Origin of the sequence: Catenuloplanes nepalensis, assembly GCF_030811575.1 — a bacterium.
Taxonomy (GTDB): Bacteria; Actinomycetota; Actinomycetes; order Mycobacteriales; family Micromonosporaceae; genus Catenuloplanes; species Catenuloplanes nepalensis.
Genome location: NZ_JAUSRA010000001.1, coordinates 7,847,799 through 7,869,403, shown reverse-complemented (window position 1 = coordinate 7,869,403; position 21,605 = coordinate 7,847,799). Strand labels below are relative to the sequence as shown.

The window sequence follows — 21,605 nt, the reverse complement described above, 5'->3', positions numbered from 1 at the left end:
ATGTCCGACCAGATCCTCGCGAAGGTCCGCAAGCTGCTGGCGAAGGCCGAGGACCCGGCGTGCACGCAGGCCGAGGCGGAGGCGTTCACGGCCAAGGCCGCCGACCTGATCGCGAAGTACGGCGTCGACCGCGCGCTGCTGGCCGCCCGCGAGCCCGGCACCGACCTGGTCGGTGACCGCGTGGTGGTGCTGCACCCGCCGTACGCGCTGGACAAGGCCGGTCTGCTCGCGGGCGTGGCCGGCGCGCTGCGCTGCCGCTCGGTGCGCCGCCGGGACCGCGACGCCTGGGCCATGCACCTCTTCGGGTTCGGCAGTGACCTGGAACGCGCCGAACTGCTCTACACCTCGCTGCTGGTGCAGGCCGCGCACGGGATGGCGGCCGCGCCGGTCCCGCCGTGGGAGAACACGGCCGCGTTCCGCCGCTCCTGGCTGGCCGGGTTCAGCGCCGCGATCGCCGGGCGGCTGCGCCAGGCGGAGGCGTTCGCCGCGGCCGAGGCCGGGACGTCCACCGACCTGGTGCTGGTCGACCGCTCGCACCGGGTCGAGGCACGGGTGTCCGAGATGTACCCGCAGCTGCGGACCGCGAGCCGCCGGCGGCTCGCCGGGGGTGGCATGCGGCAGGGCTACGTGGCCGGGACCCGGGCCGACCTCGGCGGCGTCTCGTCGATCGCGGATTAGCGCAGTCCGCGCCGGCTTTCCGGGAAATCGAGCGATGTACCCCGTTCAGGGTCGGTCGATCGCTCACGTCCGTGAGCCGTCCGGTGCCGGAGAGAAGACATTAATTGTCCGTTTAAATCCGTTTTATTAGGGTCGGCGGTACGCCCGCTAGGGGAGGATTGTGGCATAGGAAATCCGACTTGATCTTTCGACGGGGGAGCGGAGACGTGCCTGCCAACGCGTACCGCCGCATGGTGGACAGCCGGCTCTGGCAGGAACAGCGCCTGCCGGCCGTGGTCCTCGCGGCGACCGGCCTGATGGCGATGATCGGCATGGGCAGCGTCGCGGTCGCCGCGGCGGGCTGGTCCACCACCACCGAGGTCAGCGTGGACGGCGTGACCGTGACGCCGAGCGGGGACACACCCCGCATCGGTGTGGCCGTGCACACCAGCGGCTCGCCCGGCGCGGTCCCGATCGCGACCGTGGCGGTCTCGCCCGGCGCGACCGTGGCGGTTTCGCCCGGCGCGACCGGGACGCCGACGCCGCTCGCATCCGTGACGGCCACGCCGCTGACCGAGTCCTCGCCGGCCGCGGTGCCGGTCAGCCCGCCCGCGACCGCGCCCGAGCAGGTGCCCGCGGCGCCGCCGCCGCCCGGTCCGGCGCCGGCCGGCGAGCCGGTTCCCGCCGGTGGCCCGGCCCCGGCCGGTGACCCTGCCCCGGCCGGTGAGCCGGCTCGGGGCGCGACCGAGGCGACCACCGCACCGGCACCCGCGGTGCCGCCGGTGGCCGGTCCGTCGTTGGAGAGCACCGGCGCGCCGTCTGCTTCGCCGGCCGCGACTCCATAGGAGACGTCATGGGTAAGACCGACAGACAGGTGGCGCTGGTCGCGGTCGGCCTGGCCGTCGCGGCCGTGCTGACCGGCGGCATCGCCTACGCCGCGTTCAACACCACGGTCTCCAGCGGGTCGATCACCGGTTCCGCGCAGAGCCTCCGCCCGCTGGCGGTCGGCACGCCCGCGACCGACTACGCGGGCGAGGAGACCGGCCTCTGGCCCGGCGACAAGCACGCGGCCGACATCGTCATCCCGGTGCGCAACGACAACGAGATCGCGGTGCAGGTCTCGAACACCAGCATCAGCAACGCGGAGCTGCGCTTCGTCGACGACGGCGTGCAGGACGCCTGCGGCCGCTTCCTGAACGCGGACGAGCAGGTCTCCATCACCGACGGCGCCGAGTACGACACCGTCGTCATCCCGGCCGGCTCGGAACGCACCCTACGCCTGCTCGGCGCCGTGGCGCTGCACGGCGACGCCGGTGACCACTGCCAGGGCGCCCCCTTCACCAGCAGCTGGAAGGTCAAGGCCACCTCGCTCTGACCGGTGCGGCGGGACCACGGTCCGGCCGCGCCGGTCGGCGAAAGCTCAGTCGAGGAGGCCGCCGAGCTTGCCGGGGATGGAGAGGACCCACTTCGCGCCGCGGTCGGCGTAGGCGCCGAGCGGGCCCGGGGTGTTGCTGGCCAGCGCCCCCAGCACGGCGACCAGGACGACGGCCAGCCACAGGCGGCCCTTCAGGTTGGCGATCACCGCGAGCAGGGCTACGACGACGATCACCGCGATTGCAGAGGCCATGCCCCCTTTTTACCCTTTTTTCGGTATTTAGGGGTGCGGTCGGTTGGCACCGGGCCATCCGGTGACGGCGAGCGGCGGGTGCGAGAGCGGCGCGGCCGGTGCCGGGACGGCGAGCGGGTGCGAGACCGGCGCGGCCGGGACGGAGCCGGGGACGACGCCGGGCAGGACACCGGCGTGCGGTCGGACGGCGCGCAACCGGGCGGCGGGGACGGCGGCGTGGATCTCGGGGGCGACGAAGTCCGGTGGAATGGGCTGGGTCATGGCGAGCTCCCTGGATGCGGTCCGAGCGGCGATCCGTGCCTCCAGTGTCCACTGCGAACTGTGATGAAGGGAGGCCTTTCCGGATGAATCGCCTGATCAGGCAGGGGTCAGATGGGCCAGCAGGGTGACCGCGGTGCCCGACCCGCCCGAGTGGACGAGCAGGGAGTCGGTTCCGTTCCGGGCCAGCCACATGCCCCGGCCGGACGCGGCGTCCGGCGGCGGGCAGCGGATCGGGCCGCTCAGGCCACCGCCGCCGTCATCGGTGATCCGGCAGTAGAGCGCGGACCCGGACCGCCACAGCTCCAGGCGCCCGCTGCCGCCGCCGTGCCGGACCGCGTTCACCGCGACCTCGTGCGCCGCGACCACGAACCGGTAGAGCGGCACGCCGCGCAACCCGCACCGCGCGGCGTGCCGTTCCACCGCGCGGCGCAGCCCGGTCAGCGTCGCGAGCGTGAAGTCGGCCCGCAGCGGCTCAGGCACCGCCGATCACGTCCCTGGCGAGCAGACGGACCGCGAGGATGCAGGTGTCGTCCTCCGGGTTGGCCGGTGGCAGCTGGGCCAGCAGGTCGCTGAGCGGCGCCGGGCCGCGCGCGCCGGAGATCCGGTCGAGCGTCTCGACCACCGGTGCCAGGCCCTCGGCGAGGCTGTGCCGGCGGTGCTCGACCAGGCCGTCCGTGTAGAAGACCAGCAGGTCGTGCGCGTCCAGCGCGGTGACGGCGGTGCCGTAACAGGGCTCGCGGAACGCGCCGAGCAGCGGGCCGGACGGGCGGTCCAGCTCGATCGTGCGGCCGCCCCGGGCGTGCAGCGGCGGGGGGTGGCCGGCCTGCGCCCAGGTGAGCGTGCCGGTCGTGGCGTCGTACCGGGCGACGACCGCGGTGACGGTACGGGTGTCCGCGCCGGCCGCGAGCAGCACGTGGTTGAGGTGGGCGAGCAGCTCGGCGGGCGCGGTGGTGGTCGTGATCAGCAGCGTGGCCAGCGCGTGCCGTACCTGGGCCATGGTGGCGGCCGCGCCGAGACCGTGCCCGGCGACGTCGCCGACCGCCAGCACCACCGAGCCGTCCGGTGCCTCGGCCGCGTGGAACCAGTCGCCGCCGACCCGGTTCGCCCGCTCGGCCGGCAGATAGCGGACCGCGACCCGCAGCGCGCCCAGGTCGACCGGCGTGGCCGGGATCGGGAGCAGGATGTGCTGCAGCTCGGCGGCGAGCCGGTGCTCCGCGGCCAGCTGCGATTCGACCTCCGCCAGCCGGTCGTGCCAGCCCGGTGGCGGAGGGTTCAGGCCCGGCGGTGGAGGCGGCGGGTGGCTCATGTGTCCAGGCCGAACGCGGCGAGCAGGCCGGTCATCCGCAGCTGGTCGTGCACCTTCGGGCTCGGGTGCTCCACCCGGAACTCCGCGTGCCGGGCGTGCGCCAGCTTCATCACGTCGACCAGCACGCCGATGCCGGAGCTGTCCAGGAACGTGACCGCGGCCAGGTCGACGCGGACCGCGGGCGGCCGTCTCGTGTCGACCTCGGTGCGGATCGTCTCCAGGACGCCGGCCGCGTTACTGAAGTCGATCTCGCCCGCGAGCGTCACGCCGAGCGCACGTTGCGAGTCCGCCGACACCGATACCGGTTCCATCCCCGACCTCCCTCGCTGACCTGGACATTCTCCTCTCGCCGGCGGCGGTCGGCGGTCACACGAAAGACGGATCGGGATTCCCTTGGTCGCCCGGTCGGGCTACCGATACAGAGGGCACGGCAAGACGGAGCGCGACGGACGGGCAGGGCTGGTGCCCGTGACCGTCGATCCACCGCCCGGCCGGCGCCACCCGCGGAACCCCCCTTGTCCGCAGGTCGCGTAACCAGGGCGCCGGTCCCGACGGGGACCGGCGCCCTACCCATGGTCGTCGCACCGCCTTCTCCGGTCGCCCGCGCCTCGCGTGGGGTCGCTATCGGAGCCAGACCGCTTCGTCGCCGTGGGACTCCAGCGGTGGCGGGTAGTCGAGACCCTTGAAGTCGTCGAGGCGCCAGGGCATGTGCACGTCCGCGCCCGGGATGCCGGCCAGCTCGGGCACGTAGCGGCGGACGTAGTCGCCCTCCGGGTCGTACCGCTGGGCCTGCCTGATGGGGTTGAAGCGGCGGTGCGGGCGGGTGTCGTTGCCGGTCCCGGCCACCCACTGCCAGTTGCCGGAGTTGTTGGGCACGTCGCCGTCGATCAGCCACCGGAAGAACCAGTCCTGGCCCGCCCGCCAGTCCAGGCGCAGGTGCTTGGTGAGCAGCGCCGCGGTGATCAGGCGGGCCCGGTTGTGCATCCAGCCCTCGGCCCGCAGCTGCCGCATGCCCGCGTCCACGATCGGAATGCCGGTGTGGCCGGTCTGCCAGGCCTCCAGCGCGTGCGCGTCGTCGTACCGCCAGTTCCTGTCACCGGCCGGGCGCATCGGCACCCGGGCGATGTCCTGGAACCCGGCCGTGACCTGGTAGTAGAAGTCCCGCCAGCAGAGCTGACGGACGAAGGCGGCGGCGCCGGGGCCACCCTTCCTCCGGGCCGCCTCCGCGACCGCGAGCGGGGACAGACAACCGAAGCGGAGGTACGCGGAGAGCCGCGAGGTGTCGTCGTCGGCCATCGCGTCGTGCTGGTCGTCGTAGGCGTCGATCCGGTGCAGCCAGTTCCGCAACCGGCGGCGGCCCTCGGTCTCACCGCCCGCGGCCGCGTGCGGCGATTCACCCTCAGGCGGCTCCGGCAGTGCGATGCCGAGCTTCTCCGCGCCGGCCGGCAGGGCGACATTCCGCGGTGCGGCAACCTCGTCCCGCCACCGCGCCGCCTCCCATGCTCGGAAATATGGTGAGAAGACACGATAGTTCGTGCCGCCACCGCCGGGCCGGACCTCGCCGGGTGCCAGCACCGTCACGCCGGGGAACAGGCGCAGCGACATCCGGTGCCGCTCCGCCTCCGCGCGCAGCCGGTCCTGCCGCCGGGTGGCGAAGCGGGTCACGTCGTGGGAGAGCGCGATGCCGTCCGCCTCCACCTGCCGGGCCACCGCGATCGTCTCGGCCACCGTGTCGCCGCGCCGCACCACCAGGTTCGCGCCGCGCTCCTTCAGCCCGTCGCGCAGGTCGGCGAGGGCCTGGTGGAGGAAGCGGTCGCGGTTGGCGGAGCGGCCGAGCAGCGCCGGGTCCAGCACGAACAGCGGCACCACGTGCTCCGCGTTCGTGGTGGCGGCCGCGAGCGCGGGATGGTCGTGCAGCCGCAGGTCGCGGGTGAAGAGGACGACGGCGGTCTTCATGCCAGGATCGCCTCGCGGTCGAGTCGCGGCCCGGGCACCGGCACGGCGGTGCCGGTCGCGGTGAGCAGCGCGCGGCCGGCCACGGAGGCGCGGCGCCGGTTCGGCACGGTGGCGCGGCGCTCGAAGACGTCGTACCGCGCTGCCGCGACCTCGTCCAGGATGCCGCCGTAGAGCAGGTACGCGGTGCGGATGCAGGCCTGCGACGCCGGGGCGAGCATGGTGACGCCGGCCGCCGCGGCCGCGTAGTGCTCCTGCGCGCGGGCGGTCTCGAACTCGATCAGCGCGGCCACCTCGGGCGTGGTGGAGCCGCGGTCCTTGCACGCCTGGAGGTCGTCCACGCTCAGGCCGAACCGGGCGAGGTCGGCCTCGGGCAGGTAGACGCGGCCGCGGTCCAGATCCTCCGACACGTCCCGGATGAAGTTGGTCAGCTGAAACGCTAAGCCCAGCTGGCGGGCCGGCTCCCGCGCGGCGGCCACGTCGTCGGTCCCGAGGATCGGCAGCATCATCGTGCCGATCACGGCGGCCGAGCCCTCCATGTATTCCAGGAGGTCGTCGTACGTCGGGTAGCGCGTGACGGTCAGGTCCATGGCCATGCTCTTCAGGAACGAGTCGAAGTCCGTCAGGTCCAGGTCGAAGACCGCGATCGTGTGCAGCACCGCGGGCAGCAGCGGGTCGTCGACCGGCTCGCCGCGCAGCCCGGCCAGGAACCGCTCGGACCACTCGTTCAGCAGCTCGGCCCGGCGCTGCGGCGGCAGGCTCTCGGTGCGGTCGACTATCTCGTCCGCGTGCCGGGTGAAGCCGTAGAGCGCGTGCACGTGACGGCGCTTCCAGCCGGGTAACAGCCGCGTGGCCAGGTAATAGGTGCGGCCGTGCTCCCGGTGCAGATCGCGGCAGCGTGCGTAACTCTCTGCCAGGTCCATGCCCGCTCCTAAACTTTGTGTGCTCAAAGCGACTCAGCAATCGACGCAACTACGATCGTAGAGTACCGTCGCTGGCGTGGCCAACGACACGCTCGCTCCATACGCGCTGGGTAAGCCGCCCGTCCCCCCTCAGGATCAAGCAGATGAACCCTCGGTACACACCATGCCGCTGAATCTGATCGAGGCGGTCGAGGGCACCCTCGCCGACTTCCTCGCCCGGGAGATCGCCGCGCTGGACGAGATCGACCCGGCGCTCGGCGGTTTCGCCCGGGCCGCGCGCGACAGCGTGCTGGCCGGCGGCAAGCGGCTGCGCCCCACGTTCGCCTACTGGGGCTGGCGCGGCGTGACCGGCATGGAGCCGCGCGCCGACGCGGTGCTGCCCGCGCTCGCCGCGCTGGAGCTGCTGCACACGTTCGCGCTGGTCCACGACGACGTGATGGACGCCTCGGACACCCGGCGTGGCCGCCCGACGGTGCACCGGGTCTTCGAGGCGCAGCACGTCGCGGCCGGCCGTCGCGGCGAGCCCGCCCGGTTCGGCGAGGCCTCGGCCGTGCTGATCGGCGACCTCTGCCTGGTCTGGGCGGACCGGCTGCTCGGCACCGCGGACGTGGACGCGGACGTGCTGCTCGCCACCCGCCGCTGCTACGACCAGATGCGGATAGAGGCGGTCGCCGGGCAGTACCTGGACGTGCTCGGCGAGTCGGAGCCGGGCAGCTGGTCGGTGGCGCGGGCGCTGAAGGTGGCCCGGCACAAGACCGCCGGTTACACCGTGCTCCGTCCGCTCCACTTCGGACTTACACTGGCCGGGACGCGCTTCGGTGGGCGGACGCGGGCCGTGACGGATGCCTACAGCGGCTACGGTCTGGCCGTCGGCGAGGCGTTCCAGCTGCGCGACGACCTGCTCGGCGTCTACGGTCAGCCGTCGGTCACCGGCAAGCCGGCCGGCGACGACCTGGCGGCCGGGAAGCCGACCGCGCTGCTGATGCTGGCGCGCGAGCTGGCCTCCACGGCGCAGCTCGCCGAGCTGGACAGCACCGCGGACGTGACACGCAAGGCCCAGGTGGTGGCGGAGACCGGTGCACCCGAACGAGTGGAAAAGATGATCGAGGAGCGGGTGGCCGCGGCACTGTACGCGTTGGGCCGCGCCCCGATCGACGACGCGGCACGCGAGATCCTGACCGGGCTGGCGATCACCGCCACCCAGCGCCAGGCATGATAGTCAAACAGCGGAGCGGAAGGTCACGAATGCGTACGGTGAGCGGGGCCACTGATCACGTGGTGGTCGTCGGCGCGGGGCTGGGCGGTCTCGCGGCAGCGCTGCACCTCGCGGGTGCGGGCCGGCGGGTGACCATCGTGGAGCGCGAGCCGGTCCCGGGCGGCCGGGCCGGGCGGCTGGACGTCGACGGCTACACGTTCGACACCGGGCCGACCGTGCTCACCATGCCGGAGCTGATCGCCGAGCCGCTGGCCGCGGTGGGTGAGGAGCTGTCCGACTGGGTGGAACTCACCCCGCTCGACCCGGCTTACCGCGCGTTCTACCCGGACGGCTCGCAGCTGGACGTGATCGCGGACACGGTGCGGATGGCCGCGGAGATCTCCCGGGTCTGCGGGCCGCGCGAGGCCGACGGCTACCTGCGCTTCGTCGACTTCGCCCGCAACCTGTGGGAACTGGAGCGCGACGACTTCATCGACCGCAACCTCGACACCCCGCTCGACCTGGTCAACCTGGGCATGCTCAAGCTGCTCGGGACCGGCGCCATGCGGCGGTTGCAGCCCAAGGTCAACCAGTTCCTGAAGGACCCGCGGACCCAGCGCGTCTTCTCGTTCCAGGCGATGTACGCCGGGATGTCCCCGCACGACGCGCTCGCCATCTACGCGGTCATCGCGTACCTGGACTCGGTGGCCGGCGTCTACTTCCCCAAGGGCGGCATCCACGCGGTCCCGCGCGGCATGGCGGCGGCGGCCGAGAAGCACGGCGTGGAGATCCGCTACAACACCACGGTCTCGCGCATCGAGACGGTCAACGGCCGGGCCGCCGCGGTGATCACCACGGACGGCGAGCGGATCGCGGCGGACGCGTTCGTGCTCAACCCGGACCTGCCGGTCGCCTACCGGGACCTGCTGCCCTCGGGGACCTACCGCCGGCGGCTGCGCTACTCGCCGTCCTGCGTGGTGCTGCACATCGGCTCCGACCGGGCCTACTCCAAGATCGCACACCACAACATCCACTTCGGGCGGAGCTGGCGGGGTACGTTCGACGAGGTGATCCGGCGCGGCGAGCTGATGACCGACCCGTCGCTGCTGGTCTGCAACCCGAGCATGGACGATCCGTCCGCAGCGCCGGCCGGCAGGCAGAGCTACTACGTGTTGGCCCCGGTGCCCAACCTGGAGCGCGGCCCGCTCGACTGGCGGGGCGGGCTCGGTGACCGCTACGCGGACCAGCTGCTCGGCACGCTGGAGGAGCGCGGCTACATCGGCTTCCGGGACGGCGTGGAGGTACTGCGTACGATCACGCCCGAGGACTGGGCGGACCAGGGGATGGCGGCCGGCACCCCGTTCGCGGCCGCGCACAACCTGCTGCAGACCGGCCCGTTCCGGCCGCACAACCTGCACCCCTCGATAGGTAACGTCGTGTTCGCCGGCTCGGGCACCCAGCCCGGCGTCGGTGTGCCGATGGTGTTGATCTCTGGAAAGCTGGCCGCCGCGCGCATCACCGGGAGCACCGTATGACCGCACGTGAGGAACACCTCGTCGAACTCTGCGGGGAGGACGGGACCGCGCTGGGCAGCACCACGGTCGCGGCCGCCCACGTCGCACCGGGACGGCTGCATCGCGCGTTCTCGGTGCTGCTGGTGGACGACGACGGCCGGATCCTGCTGCAGCAGCGGGCCGCCGTGAAGACCCGCTTCCCGCTGCGCTGGGCGAACGCGTGCTGCGGGCACCCGGAGCCGGGCGAGTCGCTGTCCGTGTCGGCGAACCGGCGGCTCGGCGAGGAGTTGGGTGTCGCACCGCTGCCGCTGACCGAGATCGGCGTGCACCTGTACTACGCGGAGGACCCGGCGACCGGCCGGGTCGAGCACGAGTACGACCACGTGCTGCTCGGGCGCCTGCCGGTCGGAGCGGCCGTCGCGCCGGACCCGGCCGAGGTCGCGGAGTTGCGCTGGGTCGCGCCGGACGCACTGCGTGCCGAGCTCGCCGACGAGCACTCCTTCGCGCCCTGGTTCGCCGGGGTGGTCCAGCAACTGTTCGCGCTCGCCGAGGCCGGGGACCCGGCCGGGGCGCCGATATCAGCCGCGGAGCGGTCGGGTGGGCGATGACGGCCTGACGGCGGGGGCGGTCGCGCGGCGACTGGGCATCGCGGTCACCACACTGCGCACCTGGCATCAGCGGTACGGGCTGGGGCCGAGCCGGCACGAGAGCGGACGGCACCGGCGGTACACCGAGGAGGATCTCGCCCGGCTGGAGGTGATGCGGCGGCTGACGGCGGAGGGCGTCCCGGCCGCGGAGGCGGCTCGCTTCGCGTCGCGTACGCCCGTTCCCGGCGGGGTCGAGCCCGCAAGTGCCCGCGGCCCGTCGGAGGCGTCCACCGTATCTTCAAATGATCTTGATTTTGAAGCTCGGCACGGGGGCGGTCACTCGATCGCTCTCGGTTACGCAGCTCCCGCGGCACGCGGGCTGGCGACCGCGGCCATGCGGCTGGACGCGCCCGCCATGCGTGAGCTGATCACGTCGTCCATCGCCGAGGTGGGCGTCATCCAGGCCTGGTCCGACCTGCTGGTTCCGGTGCTCGTCGGCATCGGTGAGCGGTACGCCGCGACTGGCCGGTACGTCGAGGTCGAGCATCTGCTGTCCCGGTCCGTCTCCGAGGCGCTCGGCACGGTGACCCGGCCCGTCGCCTACGGAGTGTCACCACAGGTGCTGCTGGCGTGCGCCGACGAGGAGCAGCACAGCCTGCCGCTGGAGGCGCTCGCCGCCGCGCTCGCCGAACGCGGCGCCGCCTGCCGCCTGCTCGGCGCGCGCGTCCCGGCCGCGGCACTCGCGGACGCGGTCGCCCGCACCGCCCCGCTGGCCGTGGTGCTCTGGTCGCAGCTGCCCAGCACCGGCAGCGCCGCCCAACTGCACGCGCTCATGGCCGGCGTGCGGCACGCGATGCTGCTGATCGCGGCCGGGCCCGGCTGGGACCGGCACGCGCTGCCGGCCGGCACCGCCGCACCGAACTCGCTCGACGACGCGGTCGCGCTGGTGCTGCCGCTACTGACGCGGAGCGGAACCGGAGTAGAGCGCGTCGATCGCGTTGGTTGACCAGCCCGCCGCGGCCAGGAACGCGCTGGTCAACCGGTTCGGGTCGATGCCGGTCGCCCGGATCGAGTCGAGGTCGCCGCTCTCGTAGGCGCGCACGGTTCGCAGCACCCGCCCCAGCCCGCCGGTCTGGTCCGCCAGCGCCGCCGACACCTCGGAGGACAACGGCAACTGCCCGGCCAGTTCATCCGACGGTACGTCGATCAGGTCCGCCACCCGGTCCAGCAGCCCGACCGTGAACGCCGCGTCCATCGGCTGATCCAGCTCCGCCGCCACCAGCTGGCACATCCGGGCGCGGGAGAGCGCGGCGTCCACCGGTCCCTCGGTCGAGTCGAAGACGTCGCTGAGCGCCATCAGGGCCACCCACTGGCGCACCTGGGCGATCCCGAGCATCACCACCGCCTCGTGCACCGAGGAGACCCGGTTCGTGACCCCGGCCGCCACCGAGTTGCTGGCCCGCAGCAGCCGGAAGGACAGCGCCGGATCCTGTGTGACCAGTGACACGATCTCGTTGATCTCCACGTCCTGCTTGAGCAGTGCCGCCATCAGCTGGATCCGGCTGAACTTCGACGGCGACAGCGCCTGTGCCGAGAGCACCTGCGGCCGTCCCAGCAGGTAACCCTGCAGCAGCCCGCACCCCAGCTCCCCGGCGAGCGCGAGGTGCTCCTCGGTCTCCACCTTCTCGGCCAGGAGCGAGATGTCCGGGTACGCGCGGCAGGCCGCCGCGATCCGCCGGCACTCGTCCGGTTCGGTGTTCAGGATGTCGATCTTGACGTAGTCGGCCAGCCCCATCAGGCGCTCGTGCCCGGTGTCCAGCAGGAAGTCGTCGAGCGCGATCGCGTACCCCTGGTCGGCCCGGCGCCGCACGCCCGCGATCAGTTCCTCGTCGACCTCGATGGTCTCCAGCACCTCCAGGACCGCCTGCCCCGGCCCGAACGGCAACGGCAGCTCGTCCGTGAGGAACTCCCGCGTCATGTTGATGAAGCAGAGCCGGTCTCCCGCGATCTCCGCCAGCCCGAACTCGGTGAACGCGTTCACGATGACCTGGCTGGTCGCAAAGCTCCCGGACACTCCCAGACCGCCCCTGAACAGCAGCTCGTAGCCCACCAGACGCCGCTCGGCCGACCAGATCGGCTGGCGCCCGACGTGCACGGACAGGGCAGTATCGCCATCCGTGCCGGGCTGATTACTCATGGTGAGTATTGTGCCCGTTTCTCTTCTGTTTTTCGGAATAATTCGGGCACCGGCGCCGCGCGGGGATACTGATTTGGAGGCGGTGCGGGGCATGACATATGCTTCTCATGCCTCCGGCGGGGCCGGTGAGAGCAAGACACCGCAGTCGAAGCAGACGTTCTGCAGAGCGTGTGCGAAGATAGCGGGGCCGCCCTCATCGTCTAGTGGCCCAGGACGCCGCCCTTTCAAGGCGGTAGCACGGGTTCGAATCCCGTTGGGGGCACGGCACCGGCCGAGCCGGGGCACTGTAAGGTAAGACCAGCAAGACGCAAGACAGCAAGGTCCTGTGGAGCAGTCGGAGTGCTCGCCGCCCTGTCAAGGCGGAGGTCGCGGGTTCAAGTCCCGTCAGGACCGCCACGCAGCAATCGCCGTGCGAAAGCGCGGCGTTCTGCGTTACGGCCAGGTAGCTCAGTTGGTACGAGCGTCCGACTGAAAATCGGAAGGTCGGCGGTTCGACCCCGCCCCTGGCCACATAGCCTTTCGCCGGGCTATCGAGCGCCGACCAGCACTTTAGCCGGTCGGCGCCCTTTCGTTTCCGGCTAGATCACACGGCTAGTGGATCTTGTGGTCTCAGTTCGGGTCTCATCCTCCCTTTTTGGGCTCATCCTCGGTGCCCCAGAGCAGCCCACCGACCTGACCGGCGATCCCGTTCAATACCTCCGCCGGCACGTGTTGGTAGCGACCGGCCATGCTCGCGTTCGACCATCCCATGACGTCCATCACGGCGCGGGTCGGGACCTTCAACACCAGCAGCATCGTTGCGGCCGTGTGCCGGGCATCGTGCAGCCGGGCCGGGCGGACCCCGGCTGCCTTGAGTAGGTCGCGCCATTCCTCGTAGTCGGCGCGCGGGTCGAGCGGCTTCCCGCCCGACTGAGCGAACACCCAGTCCGCGTCATGCCACAGGTCCCCAGCCGCCGCGCGCTCGGCGTCCTGAGCCGCTTTGTGCGCGATCAGCGCTTGCATGAGCGGTTGGGGGACACCGACGACGCGGCGGCCCGCGCGCGACTTGGTGTCGACGATCGCCAGGCCGCCGCCGTGGCGCTGAGGGCAATCCGCGCCACGCTTCTTGCCGCACTCTCCCGCACATCCGTGGCGCCATGTGTGACGCTGAAGGGCGCGCCGAATGGCCAGCGTGCTTGCCTCCTCATTCACATCGCGCCATTGGAGCCCAAGCGCCTCGCCCTGGCGGAGACCGAGGGAGAGCGCTATAGCGTAGCGCGCCCCGTTTCGTTGTTTCGCCGCAACCGCGAGAACGCGTTGCGCTTCAATGACGGTGAGGGGTTCTATCTCTTCCTCCTCCAACCGGGGCGGCTTGGCCACCAAAACCGGATTTTTGACAATCTGCCCACGGCGGACGGCCTCATTCAGGGCGGTCCGTAACGTGCGGTGAGTGTGATGCACGGTTCCCGGCTTCAGGTTGCGAGAGCGCATCGCCGCGTACAGCTTTTCGATGTGCTCAGGCTGAAGGCGGTCGGTGCGGTGACCTCCGAGTCCGGGAATGAGATGCCGCCGGACCGCAGTCTGATATCCGGCATACGTCTTGGGACGCACGCTCCCGGCCGCGATGTTCTCCAGCCAGTGATCTAGCCACTTCTCGACGGTCCAGGCCCGGCCGGGCCGCTTGGTACGCCCGGCGTCGCGGTCCTTCTCTAGGTCGCGGACCTTGCGCGTGACCTCCGCTTCGGTCTTGGCGGACACGTGCCGGCGGTCCGGGCGTCCGTCGTCGCGGACGCCCATCGTCACCCTGCCATGCCAGCGCCCGTCGCTGCCCTGGTAGATGCTGGCCGCCATGTTCGGGGCACGCGTGCCCTCCGTGCGCTTTTTGCGGGGCATTCAATTCCTCTCAAGCCGCATTCGGCATGTCGGTCGGGTTGGCAAGAAGTCGATTCAGGTAATCGTCAAGACAGCGAACGGGAACGCGACGAAGCCGACCGATGGTGACGGATTCAACCTCGCCGCTCGAAACGAGCGCGTACATGAGAGTTCGGCCAATTCCGAGCCGCCGGGCGGCCTGGTCGACCGTCAACGTGATGGGCGTGGTGTCCGGGTTCATGCCGTCTCTCCCCGTGGTCAGTGCTGAGGGATGCGTGCTGAGTGCCCACGGCAACCGTGATGGCCGATCGGAACCGATGGCCTCTCGCCGTGGGGTGAATAGTCAATGGCGCATATGGCCGTAAAGCAAGCCGCTGAGAGCGCCGTAGAGGCAAGATTTCGGAATGGCCGGTATGGCGGCATGCGTCGATCTGTCTCGGTGGCTCTCAGCGGCCCGCATTCGGTACCCGTCCGTTCGGACGTCCCGATCCGGCGTCCGAGCCGTACCAGCCGTACCAGCCGTATCAATGCAGGTCAGGGGCGGTACGGGTCTGCGGGCTGGTACGGGTCAGGCCGTACCAGCGGTACCGGCGTCCGGGGGCGGGGGCATCTCATCTAGCGGTGCCTGGTACGGCTTGAGGCGTACCACGTTGTCGAGCCGTACCGCCTCTGAGCTGCCCAGGGACGGCTGGTACGGCTGGTACGGCTCTCCCGCCGTGTTGGTGATGACCTCCGGCGTGTAGCGCTTCCAGGCGTCCAGGAACGCCACGGTGCGGTAGCCCTTGGCCTGGCCGACCGGCGGCGCGAACCGGATCGTCTCGGGCCGGATGTCGTACTCCCGCAGCAGCGCGCCGAGCTTGATTGGCGTCAGGCCGGTTCCGCCGTACTCCGCCCAGGGCGCGTCGGGGTCGGCTTTGAGCCGGTCGAGCAGGACGGCGGTGGGGATCGCGCCGTGCTCCCCGATCGCGGCCCGGCAGTCGGCCAACAGCCGGATGCGGTCGGAGGATTCGGTGTTGCTGTCCCGCTCAGCGGTCAGAGTCGCTGCCGCGTGCCGTCCCCGGTCGGGCCAGTCACCCCCGGCGAGATCGGCCACGGCGATCAGCGGCTCCCACGTGTCGGCCGCCCGGTCCTCCAACGGCATTTCCGGCTCGGCGCGCTCCAGCCGTTGCAGGTTGGCGCGCAGCCACCTGGTGAGTTCCTGTGCCAGCGCGCGCAGGGCCGCGCCGTCCCGGCGGTGCCGGTACGGGCTGACGGTCTCGCCGGGGGCACGGCGGCGCATGCGGATGACGACGGCCCGGTCCTCGATGGTGTCGGGCATGTGGCCGATGCCCGCCAGCGCGGCCATGGCGAACGTGGGGATGGTCTCCACCTTGTTGCGGGCGTTGTCCCATCGGATCGTGGGCCGATTGCGCTGGTGCCCGGCGTTGAGCAGCCCGCGCAGTTCCTCGTTCGCCTCTGCCTGCTTGCCGCCAAAGATCGTGTCGGCCTCGTCGACCAGCAGCGTGGGCGGGTCGTCGCTGCCGATCGACCGGTACACGGCGGCCGTGGACGCGTTGACCGTGATGAGCGGGTTGTGCGTGGTGCCTTCCACGATGTCGAGCAGCCGGGACTTGCCGCAGCGCTTCTCCGGCGCGCGGATGACCAGCCGGGGCGCGTGCGCCCACGCCGGTTGCGCGTGCGCGGCAGCGATCCACAGCACCACCGCGTCGGTGGCTTCCGGGGACGGGAGCACGACGTAGCGGGTGAGCGCGGCGTGTAGCCGGTCGAGTAGGGCCGCGCCGTCCACGGTCCGCTTGGGCTGGTTCATGCGGCAATCCCTTCGGTGGCAACGGATTCCGCGCGGAACCCGCCGATGATGGCCGCGCGGATGTCGCGCTCGGGTTGGCCCATCTCCCGGCCGACGTCGGTCAGCGCGTTGACCGCGTCGGCGTGGGTGATCGCTCCGGCCTTGACCATGCGCGCCACGCCACGGGCCGCGCCGTAGAGGCGCGTGCGGCGCTGGCCGCGCGGGGCGTTGCGCACGGCGTTGAGGTTCGCTTCGAGCAGTGCCTCAGGAGATGAGATGCCCCGCCCGCCGTGCAGCGTCGTGACGGTGGCGTGCGGGCGGTCCGGCAGGTCGAGTGGTCGAGGGCCGCGCAAGGTGGGGATACCGTTCTGTTCGGCCAGATCCGCGCATCCGGTGGCACCAGGGGAGGCATCGCGGATGAACGCAATGCACAGATCCGGGCGGGTGGCGACCATCGCCGCGTTGCGGGCCGGTCCAGCGCGCCGGCCGGCGCTCCAGTCGGCCGGGTACCGCTCGACCGCTACGTGATTTCGCCGGCACCACGATTCGGCGATCGCGTCGGCACCACGGACGCAAGCCCCGTGCACGACGGTCAGCGCCGGACCGTGACAACGCAGCAAACGATCCAGAACGGCGGTGATACCCGCAGCATCGGTCCAGGCTCGGGAGCCGGTCAGCAGCACGCGGAACGGGCGGGATGTGTTCGCTTCCGACGTCGGCCTGCACGCGTCGGCCAGCGCCGGGGGCATGGCCGCGACCGGCCGGTCCCCGATCCACCGGTACGGCCGCCCGGTGCCGGGGTGGATCGACGGTGGGGCGACGACGTAGCCGCCATCGGCCTTGATGTCGATGCCGGGATACCCGTGGAGCTTGGCGCCCAGGGCGCCGCCGGGGTGGGCGTAGTACAGGTGCCACCCGTCGCTCCCGGTCCGCACGGCGCGGGTTGCCGGCATCAGCTCGGGCACGATCCGGCCGCCGTTGCGCGGGTCGATGTCGACCACGGCGATCGGCCCGCCGGTCCGGATCGCGAGCAGACCGCGCGGCACGGCCGCGCGCATCGCGGCGATGCGGTCCGGGTCGGTGGACGCGGCGTAGAAGCCGTGACAGGTAAGGCATTCGCAGGCTTCCGGATCGTGGTCCGGATCGCCTTTCGGGCAGTTGGGGCAGTTGGCGACAGGGCGTTTGGTGCGCCCGAGGAAGAACACGGGCAGTCCCTCAGCGGCCAGCGCGTACGCGGCCAGCAGCATCAGGGCAGGGTCGGACACGACGTCCTCCTGTGCAGGTTGAGCGGTGGGACGTGCCGGGCCGCGGTTGATGGCGCATGCGGCGCAGTCCCGGTGCGTGAGCAGGTTCGAGTTGTTGGCCGTGCCGTTGGTCGGCCGCCCGCAGATGTGGGGATACGTCTCGTCGACCGGCACGGCGCGGCCCAGGGCCGCGCTCGCGCCGAGCCAGCGGCCGGTCATCAGAACGTTCGCCGGCCGATGGACGGGCGGCCGACCGCGCCGGGAAGTGGCGCGGGCCGGACGGCCGCCACAGCGGCCAGCAGTGCCCGGATCGCGGACAGCGCGGTGTCGAGCTGCCGCCGCGCGATGCTCTCGCTGTGGCGCAGCGGCACGCGGATGCGAATGTCGGCGTAGTCGACCTCAGCGGCACGGACGCGGGTGACGACAGCCCGCGCGCCGAGTGGCCCGTCCGCGATGATGTCCTCCGCCTGGTGCAGGTTGACGCCGCATCGGTGGTCGGCAGTGCACCAGCCGGTGTGTGGCGTGGTGGCCCGGGTGAAGCGGGCCATGGTGCGGGCCATCAGCGGGTGCCCCGGTCGTGGATCTCACGGAGGCTGTTGATGATGCGGCGGCCGATGCGCAGCCGGCGTCCGTCGCCGTGGCAGCGCGGGCAGAGCGCGAACGCGCGGCCGAACGGAGAGCGTCGTTTGCCGGTGCCGTGGCACCGTCGGCATGCGCCGAACGGCCAGAGCCAGCACCCGAACGCGTAACAGAGGGTGGCGATCATGGCTACGGCGATCAGCGCGCCGGCCAGGCTGGTTTCGGGGGTCGCGGTTGCGGCGTACAGGGCCACGGTGATGCCTCCCGGGGCGGTCTTCGAGCGTGTGGGGGTGCCGGGGCGACCCGCGACCGGCCAATATCTGTGCTGACCAGGCCGGTCGCGGATCGAGTCGCGTTGCCGCGACCGGTCGCGGAGACGACGCGACCGGTTAGGCGGCTTTGCGGCGGGTGATCGCGGCGTCGATGTCGTCGGCTTTGGCGCCCTTGAGTGCCTTACCGGCGCGCTTGACGTCTACGCTCCGTACACCGAACGAGCGGACCTGAGCAGAGATCGACTCGGCGGTGATGTCCGCGTAGTGCTCCGGCAGCCGACCGGCGAGCCGGTCGGCGATGTCCTCCCACTGCAAGCCGCGCTCGGCCGCCTCGAACATCGACCGGACGTCGGCCAGCACGTCACGGGAGATCCGCGCGACGCCCTCTCCGGCGGCCATGCCGGTCAGCGTCCCGGCCGCCTCCCGCAGCCCGCGCGCGGCGATCAGGATTTTCTCGGCGTCCTCCTGATCCGCGAGGTACGTGCGGACCGTGGGCGTGGCGTCGGCCGCGCCGCGCAGGATGCCGACGCCCTTGTACGTCGGCAGCAGCGCGGACGAGTCGTAGCCCTCGGAGTAGGCGCCGGAGCCGAGCACCAGGTCGGAGACCTGCCACGAGCCGGTGCGCAGCGAGAACCGCACCTGGTGGTTGTCGCGGTAGGAGATGAACTGCTGTGCGACCTGCCCCGTGCCGACGCCGGACGGGCGCTGCGTGGCGTCGACGAAGATGACCCCGGCCGCCGGGGCGACCTTGACCAGGTAGACCAGCAGAGACGCGATCTCCTTGGAGACGTCGCCCAGGTCGAAGTACTCCTGGAACTCGTCCAGCACGACCATGCGCACCGGCATGCGGTACTTCGGGTCACGGGCGATCTCGCGGGTGAGCTTGCCTTCCGGACAGACGTCCACGGGCAGCTTCGACAGCCGCTCGTACCGGTCCTGGACGTCGGCCTTGATCTCCCGCAGACCGTCCAGGACGATTTCGGCCGGGTCGCCATCGCGGGTCATCGCCAGGCCGAACGCGTACCGGTCAGCGACCAGCGCGAACCGGCGCCAGTCCGGCTTGCCGCCGCCGTCGAAGACGGTCAGCTTTACGTACGGGTCCAGCGCCGCGTACAGCGCCAGCGACCGGGCCGCGAACGTCTTGCCCTGCCTTGGCTGTGCGCCGATCAGCATCGACGTCCACAGTAGGTTCACGCACACCTTGTTGCCGCGCTCGTCCAGGCCGAACGGGGCAGGCTGCCAAATGTCCGTGGGCTTGCACCGCAGCAGCGGCGTACGCCCGGCACCGACCGACAGCGGGTCCCGGTCGGCCACCCACAGCGTGTGCCGGCGGTGCGAGCTGGAATCGCGGGTGATGAACACCTGAGAGATCGCCACGTCCAGGCCGGACGCGATCGCGCCGCGCGCCTTCACCGCGTCGTCGAACGTCTTGCCGTACGGCAGATCGATCGACACCTGAGAGCCGGTCCCGGACCGGTCCCGGGCCATGGTCGACCCGAACGCGATCTGCTGATGCGGCTTGTCCGGATGCCCCAGACCGGCCGCGTAGTAGGCCCGCAGGATGATGTCCGGGTTGATCCGCCGGAATCGGCCGGCGACGGTCGCCGGAGTGATGATCGGCCGGTCGTCCGGGCGGCCGACGTGCGCCAGGAACGCCACCACACCGGCGACGACCAGGGCCAGCGCCCACCACGGCGCGGCGGCGTAGAGGATCGGCCCGCCGATGGCGACGACCAGCAGCTCGGCGAGTAACACGATGCCGCGCCACGAGCGGGTGGCCTTGACCTCACGATGCAGCTTGAGCCACATCTGCGGATCGTTGGCGTCAGCGGCGGCCTGCCGTAGCCCGTGCTGCTCCGTCAGCCACCACCATTTGATCTGGCGGCCGATCAGCCGGAACACGCCCACCAGCGACCAGAACAGCGCCAGCAGCACGTACCAGGGCACCCGCAGCGCATGGAAGCCGAGCCGGTACATGCCGACCGCGGTTGCCTGCCGGGCGCTGTGCTTGATGTTCGGCCAGGTGTTCCACCCGACCGGCACGATCGGCACCCGCCCGGCCGGGCCGGACGCCGGCGGCGGGTCGACCAGAGCTCCGCCTCGCTCCGGCTCGGCGTCGAGCGCCACCTCCACGTGCGTGCTGCCCGGATCGGTCGTCGCGCGCCGGGCGCGGGCCGACTCCAGGTCCACCACGTCGGCGCCGCTGAGTTCCGCCTCAGCGGCCGTCCAGTCGAAGTCGTCTCGATCGCGGTCGGTCATCAGGCCACCTCATTGAGCACGTCGCGGTGAGCGGGGAAGGTGTGACCGGTCCAGCCGAACGACTCGGCGAAGACGGCCAGGACGCGATTACGGATGTCCGGGTCGGCCGGGAGCCAGCACGCGCGGCGGGCGTCGTCCGCCCCGCGCACCTGGGGCACACGCTCCGGGCCGCCCAGGTCGGTGCGGGCGACGACGGTGACGGCCCACGCCTCAGCGCTGCCGCGCGGGTCGGGCACCCAGCGCGGCCGGTCGATGGTCCAGGTCGCGTCGGGCAGGTACAGGCCGGTCTCTTCGGCCAGCTCCCGCACGGCCGCGTCAGCCGGGGTCTCGCCGGGGTCGATCGAGCCGCCGGGCATCGCCCAACCGGCACCGTCCCCGCGCTCGACCAGCAGCACCCACAGGTGATCGTGGAACGTCGCGGTGACCAGGGCGTCAGCCATGGGGTTCTCACCCCACCGGCCGAACCCGTTGCGGCCGTAGCTGATCCGGTTCGGGCCGCCGGGGCTGACCGGGCGGCCGTTGGTCACCTCGAACGGCAGCAGCGCGGCGCGCTGCCGGGCCGTCCAGTCGATGGCCGTGGGGTCGGTGATCGGCTCGGCCCATCCGGCGGCCACGCCCTCGGTGAGCACGGCCGGGTCGGTGTACTCGATCAGGTCGAACGTCATGGCGTGCCTCCTTCAGAACCGGATGACGATCGGGCCGGACACGGTGTCGGCCTGGACACCGACGCGGGCGTTGCCCCTGGTCACGTTCGTGTTGCGCATCTCGCCGGACTCGCCCGGCGTCGGCTTGTCCTTGCTCTTGTCCTTGCTGGTCCGGGACTCAGCGACGCGGCCGACCTGGATGTCGACGGAGTCGTTGCCGGACGCGCGGTTGACGTTCTTGCGTGCCATGTGAGCTGTCTCCTCAGTCAGGCGATGATCAGGGCGGCGATGAACAGGAAGAGCACGTGGAAGGACTGGTCAAGCGCGTAGCTGCCGGTGCCGAGCGACGGGTTGTCGTCGCGGCCCTCGCGGGGGATGCCGAGCCGGTAGAAGCGGCCCGAGCCGAGCGCGTCAGCGAGCACGCGCAGCGGCGTGCGCCGGTCGGCGATGTAGTGCGACACGGCGGAGACCGCCAGGCCGAGCGCGACCCCGGCCGGGTCGAACACCGCGCCGGTCGTCAGCGCGACGGCGGCCAGCGCGGCGGCGGCCGTCAGGGTGTAGGTGACAACGTGCCGGGCGCACGCGAGACGGCCGCGCCAGCCGGGCGCGCCCTTGTGGTCGGCCTGGTGCTGGGTCTGCACCCAGTGGTCGGCCAACTGGTGAGCCGCGTAGAGCGCCGCGAACGCGGCAGCGAACAAGATGGGAGCCTGAGACACTGGTGGTCCTCCTGGATCCGGAAGGTGACGGGGT

25 protein-coding genes and 3 tRNA genes are annotated in these 21,605 nt (G+C 71.6%); 10 read left to right on the top strand and 18 right to left on the bottom strand.

Features of this window, described 5'->3' with window-relative positions; genetic code table 11:
- From J2S43_RS34045 to J2S43_RS34035, 3 genes are all read left to right on the top strand, one after another.
- Positions 1–678, top strand: a complete 678-nt coding sequence (locus tag J2S43_RS34045) for a DUF2786 domain-containing protein (RefSeq protein ID WP_306836154.1) — start codon at positions 1–3, stop codon at positions 676–678.
- A gap of 206 nt (positions 679–884) precedes the next feature.
- Complete coding sequence (locus J2S43_RS34040; RefSeq protein ID WP_306836152.1) at positions 885–1,502, top strand: hypothetical protein; 618 nt, start codon at positions 885–887, stop codon at positions 1,500–1,502.
- Positions 1,503–1,510: 8 nt separating this feature from the next.
- On the top strand, positions 1,511–2,032 hold the full coding sequence (locus J2S43_RS34035) for a hypothetical protein (protein ID WP_306836150.1): 522 nt from the start codon (positions 1,511–1,513) through the stop codon (positions 2,030–2,032).
- Positions 2,033–2,077: 45 nt separating this feature from the next.
- On the opposite strand, the gene J2S43_RS34030 is transcribed toward J2S43_RS34035, so the two are convergent.
- The 7 genes from J2S43_RS34030 to J2S43_RS34000 all read right to left on the bottom strand — a co-directional run bounded on the left by J2S43_RS34030 (position 2,078) and on the right by J2S43_RS34000 (position 6,727).
- Positions 2,078–2,284: a hypothetical protein gene (locus J2S43_RS34030; RefSeq protein ID WP_306836148.1), complete on the bottom strand. Its 207-nt coding sequence runs from the start codon at positions 2,282–2,284 to the stop codon at positions 2,078–2,080.
- A gap of 27 nt (positions 2,285–2,311) precedes the next feature.
- The gene (locus J2S43_RS34025; protein WP_306836146.1) at positions 2,312–2,545 is read right to left on the bottom strand and encodes a hypothetical protein; all 234 of its coding nucleotides are present in this window, start codon (positions 2,543–2,545) and stop codon (positions 2,312–2,314) included.
- A 96-nt stretch (positions 2,546–2,641) separates the two neighbouring features.
- On the bottom strand, positions 2,642–3,025 hold the full coding sequence (locus J2S43_RS34020; protein ID WP_306836144.1) for an ATP-binding protein: 384 nt from the start codon (positions 3,023–3,025) through the stop codon (positions 2,642–2,644).
- Positions 3,018–3,851, bottom strand: coding sequence for a PP2C family protein-serine/threonine phosphatase (locus tag J2S43_RS34015; RefSeq protein WP_306836142.1), 834 nt, complete (start codon positions 3,849–3,851; stop codon positions 3,018–3,020). Before J2S43_RS34015 ends, J2S43_RS34020 begins: the two co-directional genes overlap by 8 nt.
- Positions 3,848–4,162 carry an STAS domain-containing protein gene (locus tag J2S43_RS34010; RefSeq protein WP_306836140.1) on the bottom strand — a complete coding sequence of 105 codons (315 nt, stop codon included), beginning with the start codon at positions 4,160–4,162 and terminating at the stop codon, positions 3,848–3,850. The genes J2S43_RS34015 and J2S43_RS34010 overlap by 4 nt, the downstream gene beginning before the upstream one ends.
- A 310-nt stretch (positions 4,163–4,472) precedes the next feature.
- The gene (locus tag J2S43_RS34005; protein WP_306836137.1) at positions 4,473–5,807 is read right to left on the bottom strand and encodes a cryptochrome/photolyase family protein; all 1,335 of its coding nucleotides are present in this window, start codon (positions 5,805–5,807) and stop codon (positions 4,473–4,475) included.
- Positions 5,804–6,727, bottom strand: a complete 924-nt coding sequence (locus tag J2S43_RS34000) for a phytoene/squalene synthase family protein (protein ID WP_306836135.1) — start codon at positions 6,725–6,727, stop codon at positions 5,804–5,806. Before J2S43_RS34000 ends, J2S43_RS34005 begins: the two co-directional genes overlap by 4 nt.
- Before the next feature lie 163 nt (positions 6,728–6,890).
- On the opposite strand from J2S43_RS34000, the gene J2S43_RS33995 reads away from it, so the two are divergent.
- From J2S43_RS33995 to J2S43_RS33980, 4 genes are read left to right on the top strand one after another with little or no spacing between them, the layout of a single operon-like run.
- Entirely contained in the window at positions 6,891–7,943 is a 1,053-nt protein-coding gene (locus tag J2S43_RS33995; protein WP_306836133.1) for a polyprenyl synthetase family protein, read from the top strand.
- A gap of 29 nt (positions 7,944–7,972) precedes the next feature.
- The gene (crtI, locus tag J2S43_RS33990; protein WP_306836131.1) at positions 7,973–9,457 is read left to right on the top strand and encodes a phytoene desaturase family protein; all 1,485 of its coding nucleotides are present in this window, start codon (positions 7,973–7,975) and stop codon (positions 9,455–9,457) included.
- Positions 9,454–10,044: an isopentenyl-diphosphate Delta-isomerase gene (gene idi, locus J2S43_RS33985; protein WP_306836130.1), complete on the top strand. Its 591-nt coding sequence runs from the start codon at positions 9,454–9,456 to the stop codon at positions 10,042–10,044. The genes crtI and idi overlap by 4 nt, the downstream gene beginning before the upstream one ends.
- The gene (locus tag J2S43_RS33980) at positions 10,034–11,029 is read left to right on the top strand and encodes a MerR family transcriptional regulator (RefSeq protein WP_306836128.1); all 996 of its coding nucleotides are present in this window, start codon (positions 10,034–10,036) and stop codon (positions 11,027–11,029) included. The genes idi and J2S43_RS33980 overlap by 11 nt, the downstream gene beginning before the upstream one ends.
- Here J2S43_RS33980 and J2S43_RS33975 read toward each other — a convergent pair.
- Positions 10,979–12,220, bottom strand: coding sequence for an EAL and HDOD domain-containing protein (locus tag J2S43_RS33975; protein WP_306836126.1), 1,242 nt, complete (start codon positions 12,218–12,220; stop codon positions 10,979–10,981). The genes J2S43_RS33980 and J2S43_RS33975 overlap by 51 nt on opposite strands.
- A gap of 189 nt (positions 12,221–12,409) precedes the next feature.
- Here J2S43_RS33975 and J2S43_RS33970 point away from each other — a divergent pair.
- The 3 genes from J2S43_RS33970 to J2S43_RS33960 all read left to right on the top strand — a co-directional run bounded on the left by J2S43_RS33970 (position 12,410) and on the right by J2S43_RS33960 (position 12,730).
- A tRNA-Glu gene (locus tag J2S43_RS33970) sits at positions 12,410–12,482 on the top strand.
- A gap of 57 nt (positions 12,483–12,539) precedes the next feature.
- Positions 12,540–12,616 (top strand) — tRNA-Asp (locus tag J2S43_RS33965).
- Positions 12,617–12,656: 40 nt separating this feature from the next.
- Positions 12,657–12,730, top strand: a tRNA-Phe gene (locus J2S43_RS33960).
- A 111-nt stretch (positions 12,731–12,841) separates the two neighbouring features.
- On the opposite strand, the gene J2S43_RS33955 is transcribed toward J2S43_RS33960, so the two are convergent.
- The 10 genes from J2S43_RS33955 to J2S43_RS33910 all read right to left on the bottom strand — a co-directional run bounded on the left by J2S43_RS33955 (position 12,842) and on the right by J2S43_RS33910 (position 21,553).
- Entirely contained in the window at positions 12,842–14,050 is a 1,209-nt protein-coding gene (locus J2S43_RS33955) for a tyrosine-type recombinase/integrase (protein ID WP_306836125.1), read from the bottom strand.
- A gap of 52 nt (positions 14,051–14,102) precedes the next feature.
- Positions 14,103–14,312, bottom strand: coding sequence for a helix-turn-helix domain-containing protein (locus J2S43_RS33950; RefSeq protein ID WP_306836123.1), 210 nt, complete (start codon positions 14,310–14,312; stop codon positions 14,103–14,105).
- A gap of 327 nt (positions 14,313–14,639) precedes the next feature.
- Positions 14,640–15,878: a DUF3631 domain-containing protein gene (locus J2S43_RS33945; protein WP_306836121.1), complete on the bottom strand. Its 1,239-nt coding sequence runs from the start codon at positions 15,876–15,878 to the stop codon at positions 14,640–14,642.
- A complete protein-coding gene (locus J2S43_RS33940; protein WP_306836119.1) occupies positions 15,875–17,320 on the bottom strand; it encodes a bifunctional DNA primase/polymerase in 1,446 nt (481 codons plus the stop codon). Before J2S43_RS33940 ends, J2S43_RS33945 begins: the two co-directional genes overlap by 4 nt.
- A complete protein-coding gene (locus J2S43_RS33935) occupies positions 17,320–17,661 on the bottom strand; it encodes a hypothetical protein (protein ID WP_306836115.1) in 342 nt (113 codons plus the stop codon). The genes J2S43_RS33940 and J2S43_RS33935 overlap by 1 nt, the downstream gene beginning before the upstream one ends.
- Positions 17,661–17,933, bottom strand: a complete 273-nt coding sequence (locus J2S43_RS33930; RefSeq protein WP_306836113.1) for a hypothetical protein — start codon at positions 17,931–17,933, stop codon at positions 17,661–17,663. Before J2S43_RS33930 ends, J2S43_RS33935 begins: the two co-directional genes overlap by 1 nt.
- 136 nt (positions 17,934–18,069) lie before the next feature.
- Positions 18,070–20,211, bottom strand: coding sequence for a cell division protein FtsK (locus J2S43_RS33925; protein ID WP_306836111.1), 2,142 nt, complete (start codon positions 20,209–20,211; stop codon positions 18,070–18,072).
- Positions 20,211–20,876 carry an NUDIX domain-containing protein gene (locus J2S43_RS33920; protein ID WP_306836110.1) on the bottom strand — a complete coding sequence of 222 codons (666 nt, stop codon included), beginning with the start codon at positions 20,874–20,876 and terminating at the stop codon, positions 20,211–20,213. The genes J2S43_RS33925 and J2S43_RS33920 overlap by 1 nt, the downstream gene beginning before the upstream one ends.
- A gap of 12 nt (positions 20,877–20,888) precedes the next feature.
- On the bottom strand, positions 20,889–21,104 hold the full coding sequence (locus J2S43_RS33915) for a hypothetical protein (protein ID WP_306836108.1): 216 nt from the start codon (positions 21,102–21,104) through the stop codon (positions 20,889–20,891).
- Between the two features lie 17 nt (positions 21,105–21,121).
- Complete coding sequence (locus J2S43_RS33910; protein WP_306836107.1) at positions 21,122–21,553, bottom strand: DUF3307 domain-containing protein; 432 nt, start codon at positions 21,551–21,553, stop codon at positions 21,122–21,124.
- Positions 21,554–21,605 lie beyond the last annotated feature (52 nt).

What these genes read in the sequence shown, in the direction of transcription:
- J2S43_RS34045 (WP_306836154.1), top strand. Translation starts at nt 1, where the DNA reads ATGTCCGACCAGATCCTCGCGAAGGTCCGCAAGCTGCTGGCGAAGGCC.
- J2S43_RS34035 (WP_306836150.1), top strand. Translation starts at nt 1,511, where the DNA reads ATGGGTAAGACCGACAGACAGGTGGCGCTGGTCGCGGTCGGCCTGGCC.
- J2S43_RS34030 (WP_306836148.1), bottom strand. Translation starts at nt 2,284, where the DNA reads ATGGCCTCTGCAATCGCGGTGATCGTCGTCGTAGCCCTGCTCGCGGTG.
- J2S43_RS34025 (WP_306836146.1), bottom strand. Translation starts at nt 2,545, where the DNA reads ATGACCCAGCCCATTCCACCGGACTTCGTCGCCCCCGAGATCCACGCC.
- J2S43_RS34015 (WP_306836142.1), bottom strand. Translation starts at nt 3,851, where the DNA reads ATGAGCCACCCGCCGCCTCCACCGCCGGGCCTGAACCCTCCGCCACCG.
- J2S43_RS34010 (WP_306836140.1), bottom strand. Translation starts at nt 4,162, where the DNA reads ATGGAACCGGTATCGGTGTCGGCGGACTCGCAACGTGCGCTCGGCGTG.
- J2S43_RS34005 (WP_306836137.1), bottom strand. Translation starts at nt 5,807, where the DNA reads ATGAAGACCGCCGTCGTCCTCTTCACCCGCGACCTGCGGCTGCACGAC.
- J2S43_RS34000 (WP_306836135.1), bottom strand. Translation starts at nt 6,727, where the DNA reads ATGGACCTGGCAGAGAGTTACGCACGCTGCCGCGATCTGCACCGGGAG.
- J2S43_RS33995 (WP_306836133.1), top strand. Translation starts at nt 6,891, where the DNA reads ATGCCGCTGAATCTGATCGAGGCGGTCGAGGGCACCCTCGCCGACTTC.
- crtI (WP_306836131.1), top strand. Translation starts at nt 7,973, where the DNA reads ATGCGTACGGTGAGCGGGGCCACTGATCACGTGGTGGTCGTCGGCGCG.
- idi (WP_306836130.1), top strand. Translation starts at nt 9,454, where the DNA reads ATGACCGCACGTGAGGAACACCTCGTCGAACTCTGCGGGGAGGACGGG.
- J2S43_RS33975 (WP_306836126.1), bottom strand. Translation starts at nt 12,220, where the DNA reads ATGAGTAATCAGCCCGGCACGGATGGCGATACTGCCCTGTCCGTGCAC.
- J2S43_RS33955 (WP_306836125.1), bottom strand. Translation starts at nt 14,050, where the DNA reads ATGGCGGCCAGCATCTACCAGGGCAGCGACGGGCGCTGGCATGGCAGG.
- J2S43_RS33950 (WP_306836123.1), bottom strand. Translation starts at nt 14,312, where the DNA reads ATGAACCCGGACACCACGCCCATCACGTTGACGGTCGACCAGGCCGCC.
- J2S43_RS33945 (WP_306836121.1), bottom strand. Translation starts at nt 15,878, where the DNA reads ATGAACCAGCCCAAGCGGACCGTGGACGGCGCGGCCCTACTCGACCGG.
- J2S43_RS33940 (WP_306836119.1), bottom strand. Translation starts at nt 17,320, where the DNA reads ATGACCGGCCGCTGGCTCGGCGCGAGCGCGGCCCTGGGCCGCGCCGTG.
- J2S43_RS33935 (WP_306836115.1), bottom strand. Translation starts at nt 17,661, where the DNA reads ATGGCCCGCACCATGGCCCGCTTCACCCGGGCCACCACGCCACACACC.
- J2S43_RS33925 (WP_306836111.1), bottom strand. Translation starts at nt 20,211, where the DNA reads ATGACCGACCGCGATCGAGACGACTTCGACTGGACGGCCGCTGAGGCG.
- J2S43_RS33920 (WP_306836110.1), bottom strand. Translation starts at nt 20,876, where the DNA reads ATGACGTTCGACCTGATCGAGTACACCGACCCGGCCGTGCTCACCGAG.
- J2S43_RS33915 (WP_306836108.1), bottom strand. Translation starts at nt 21,104, where the DNA reads ATGGCACGCAAGAACGTCAACCGCGCGTCCGGCAACGACTCCGTCGAC.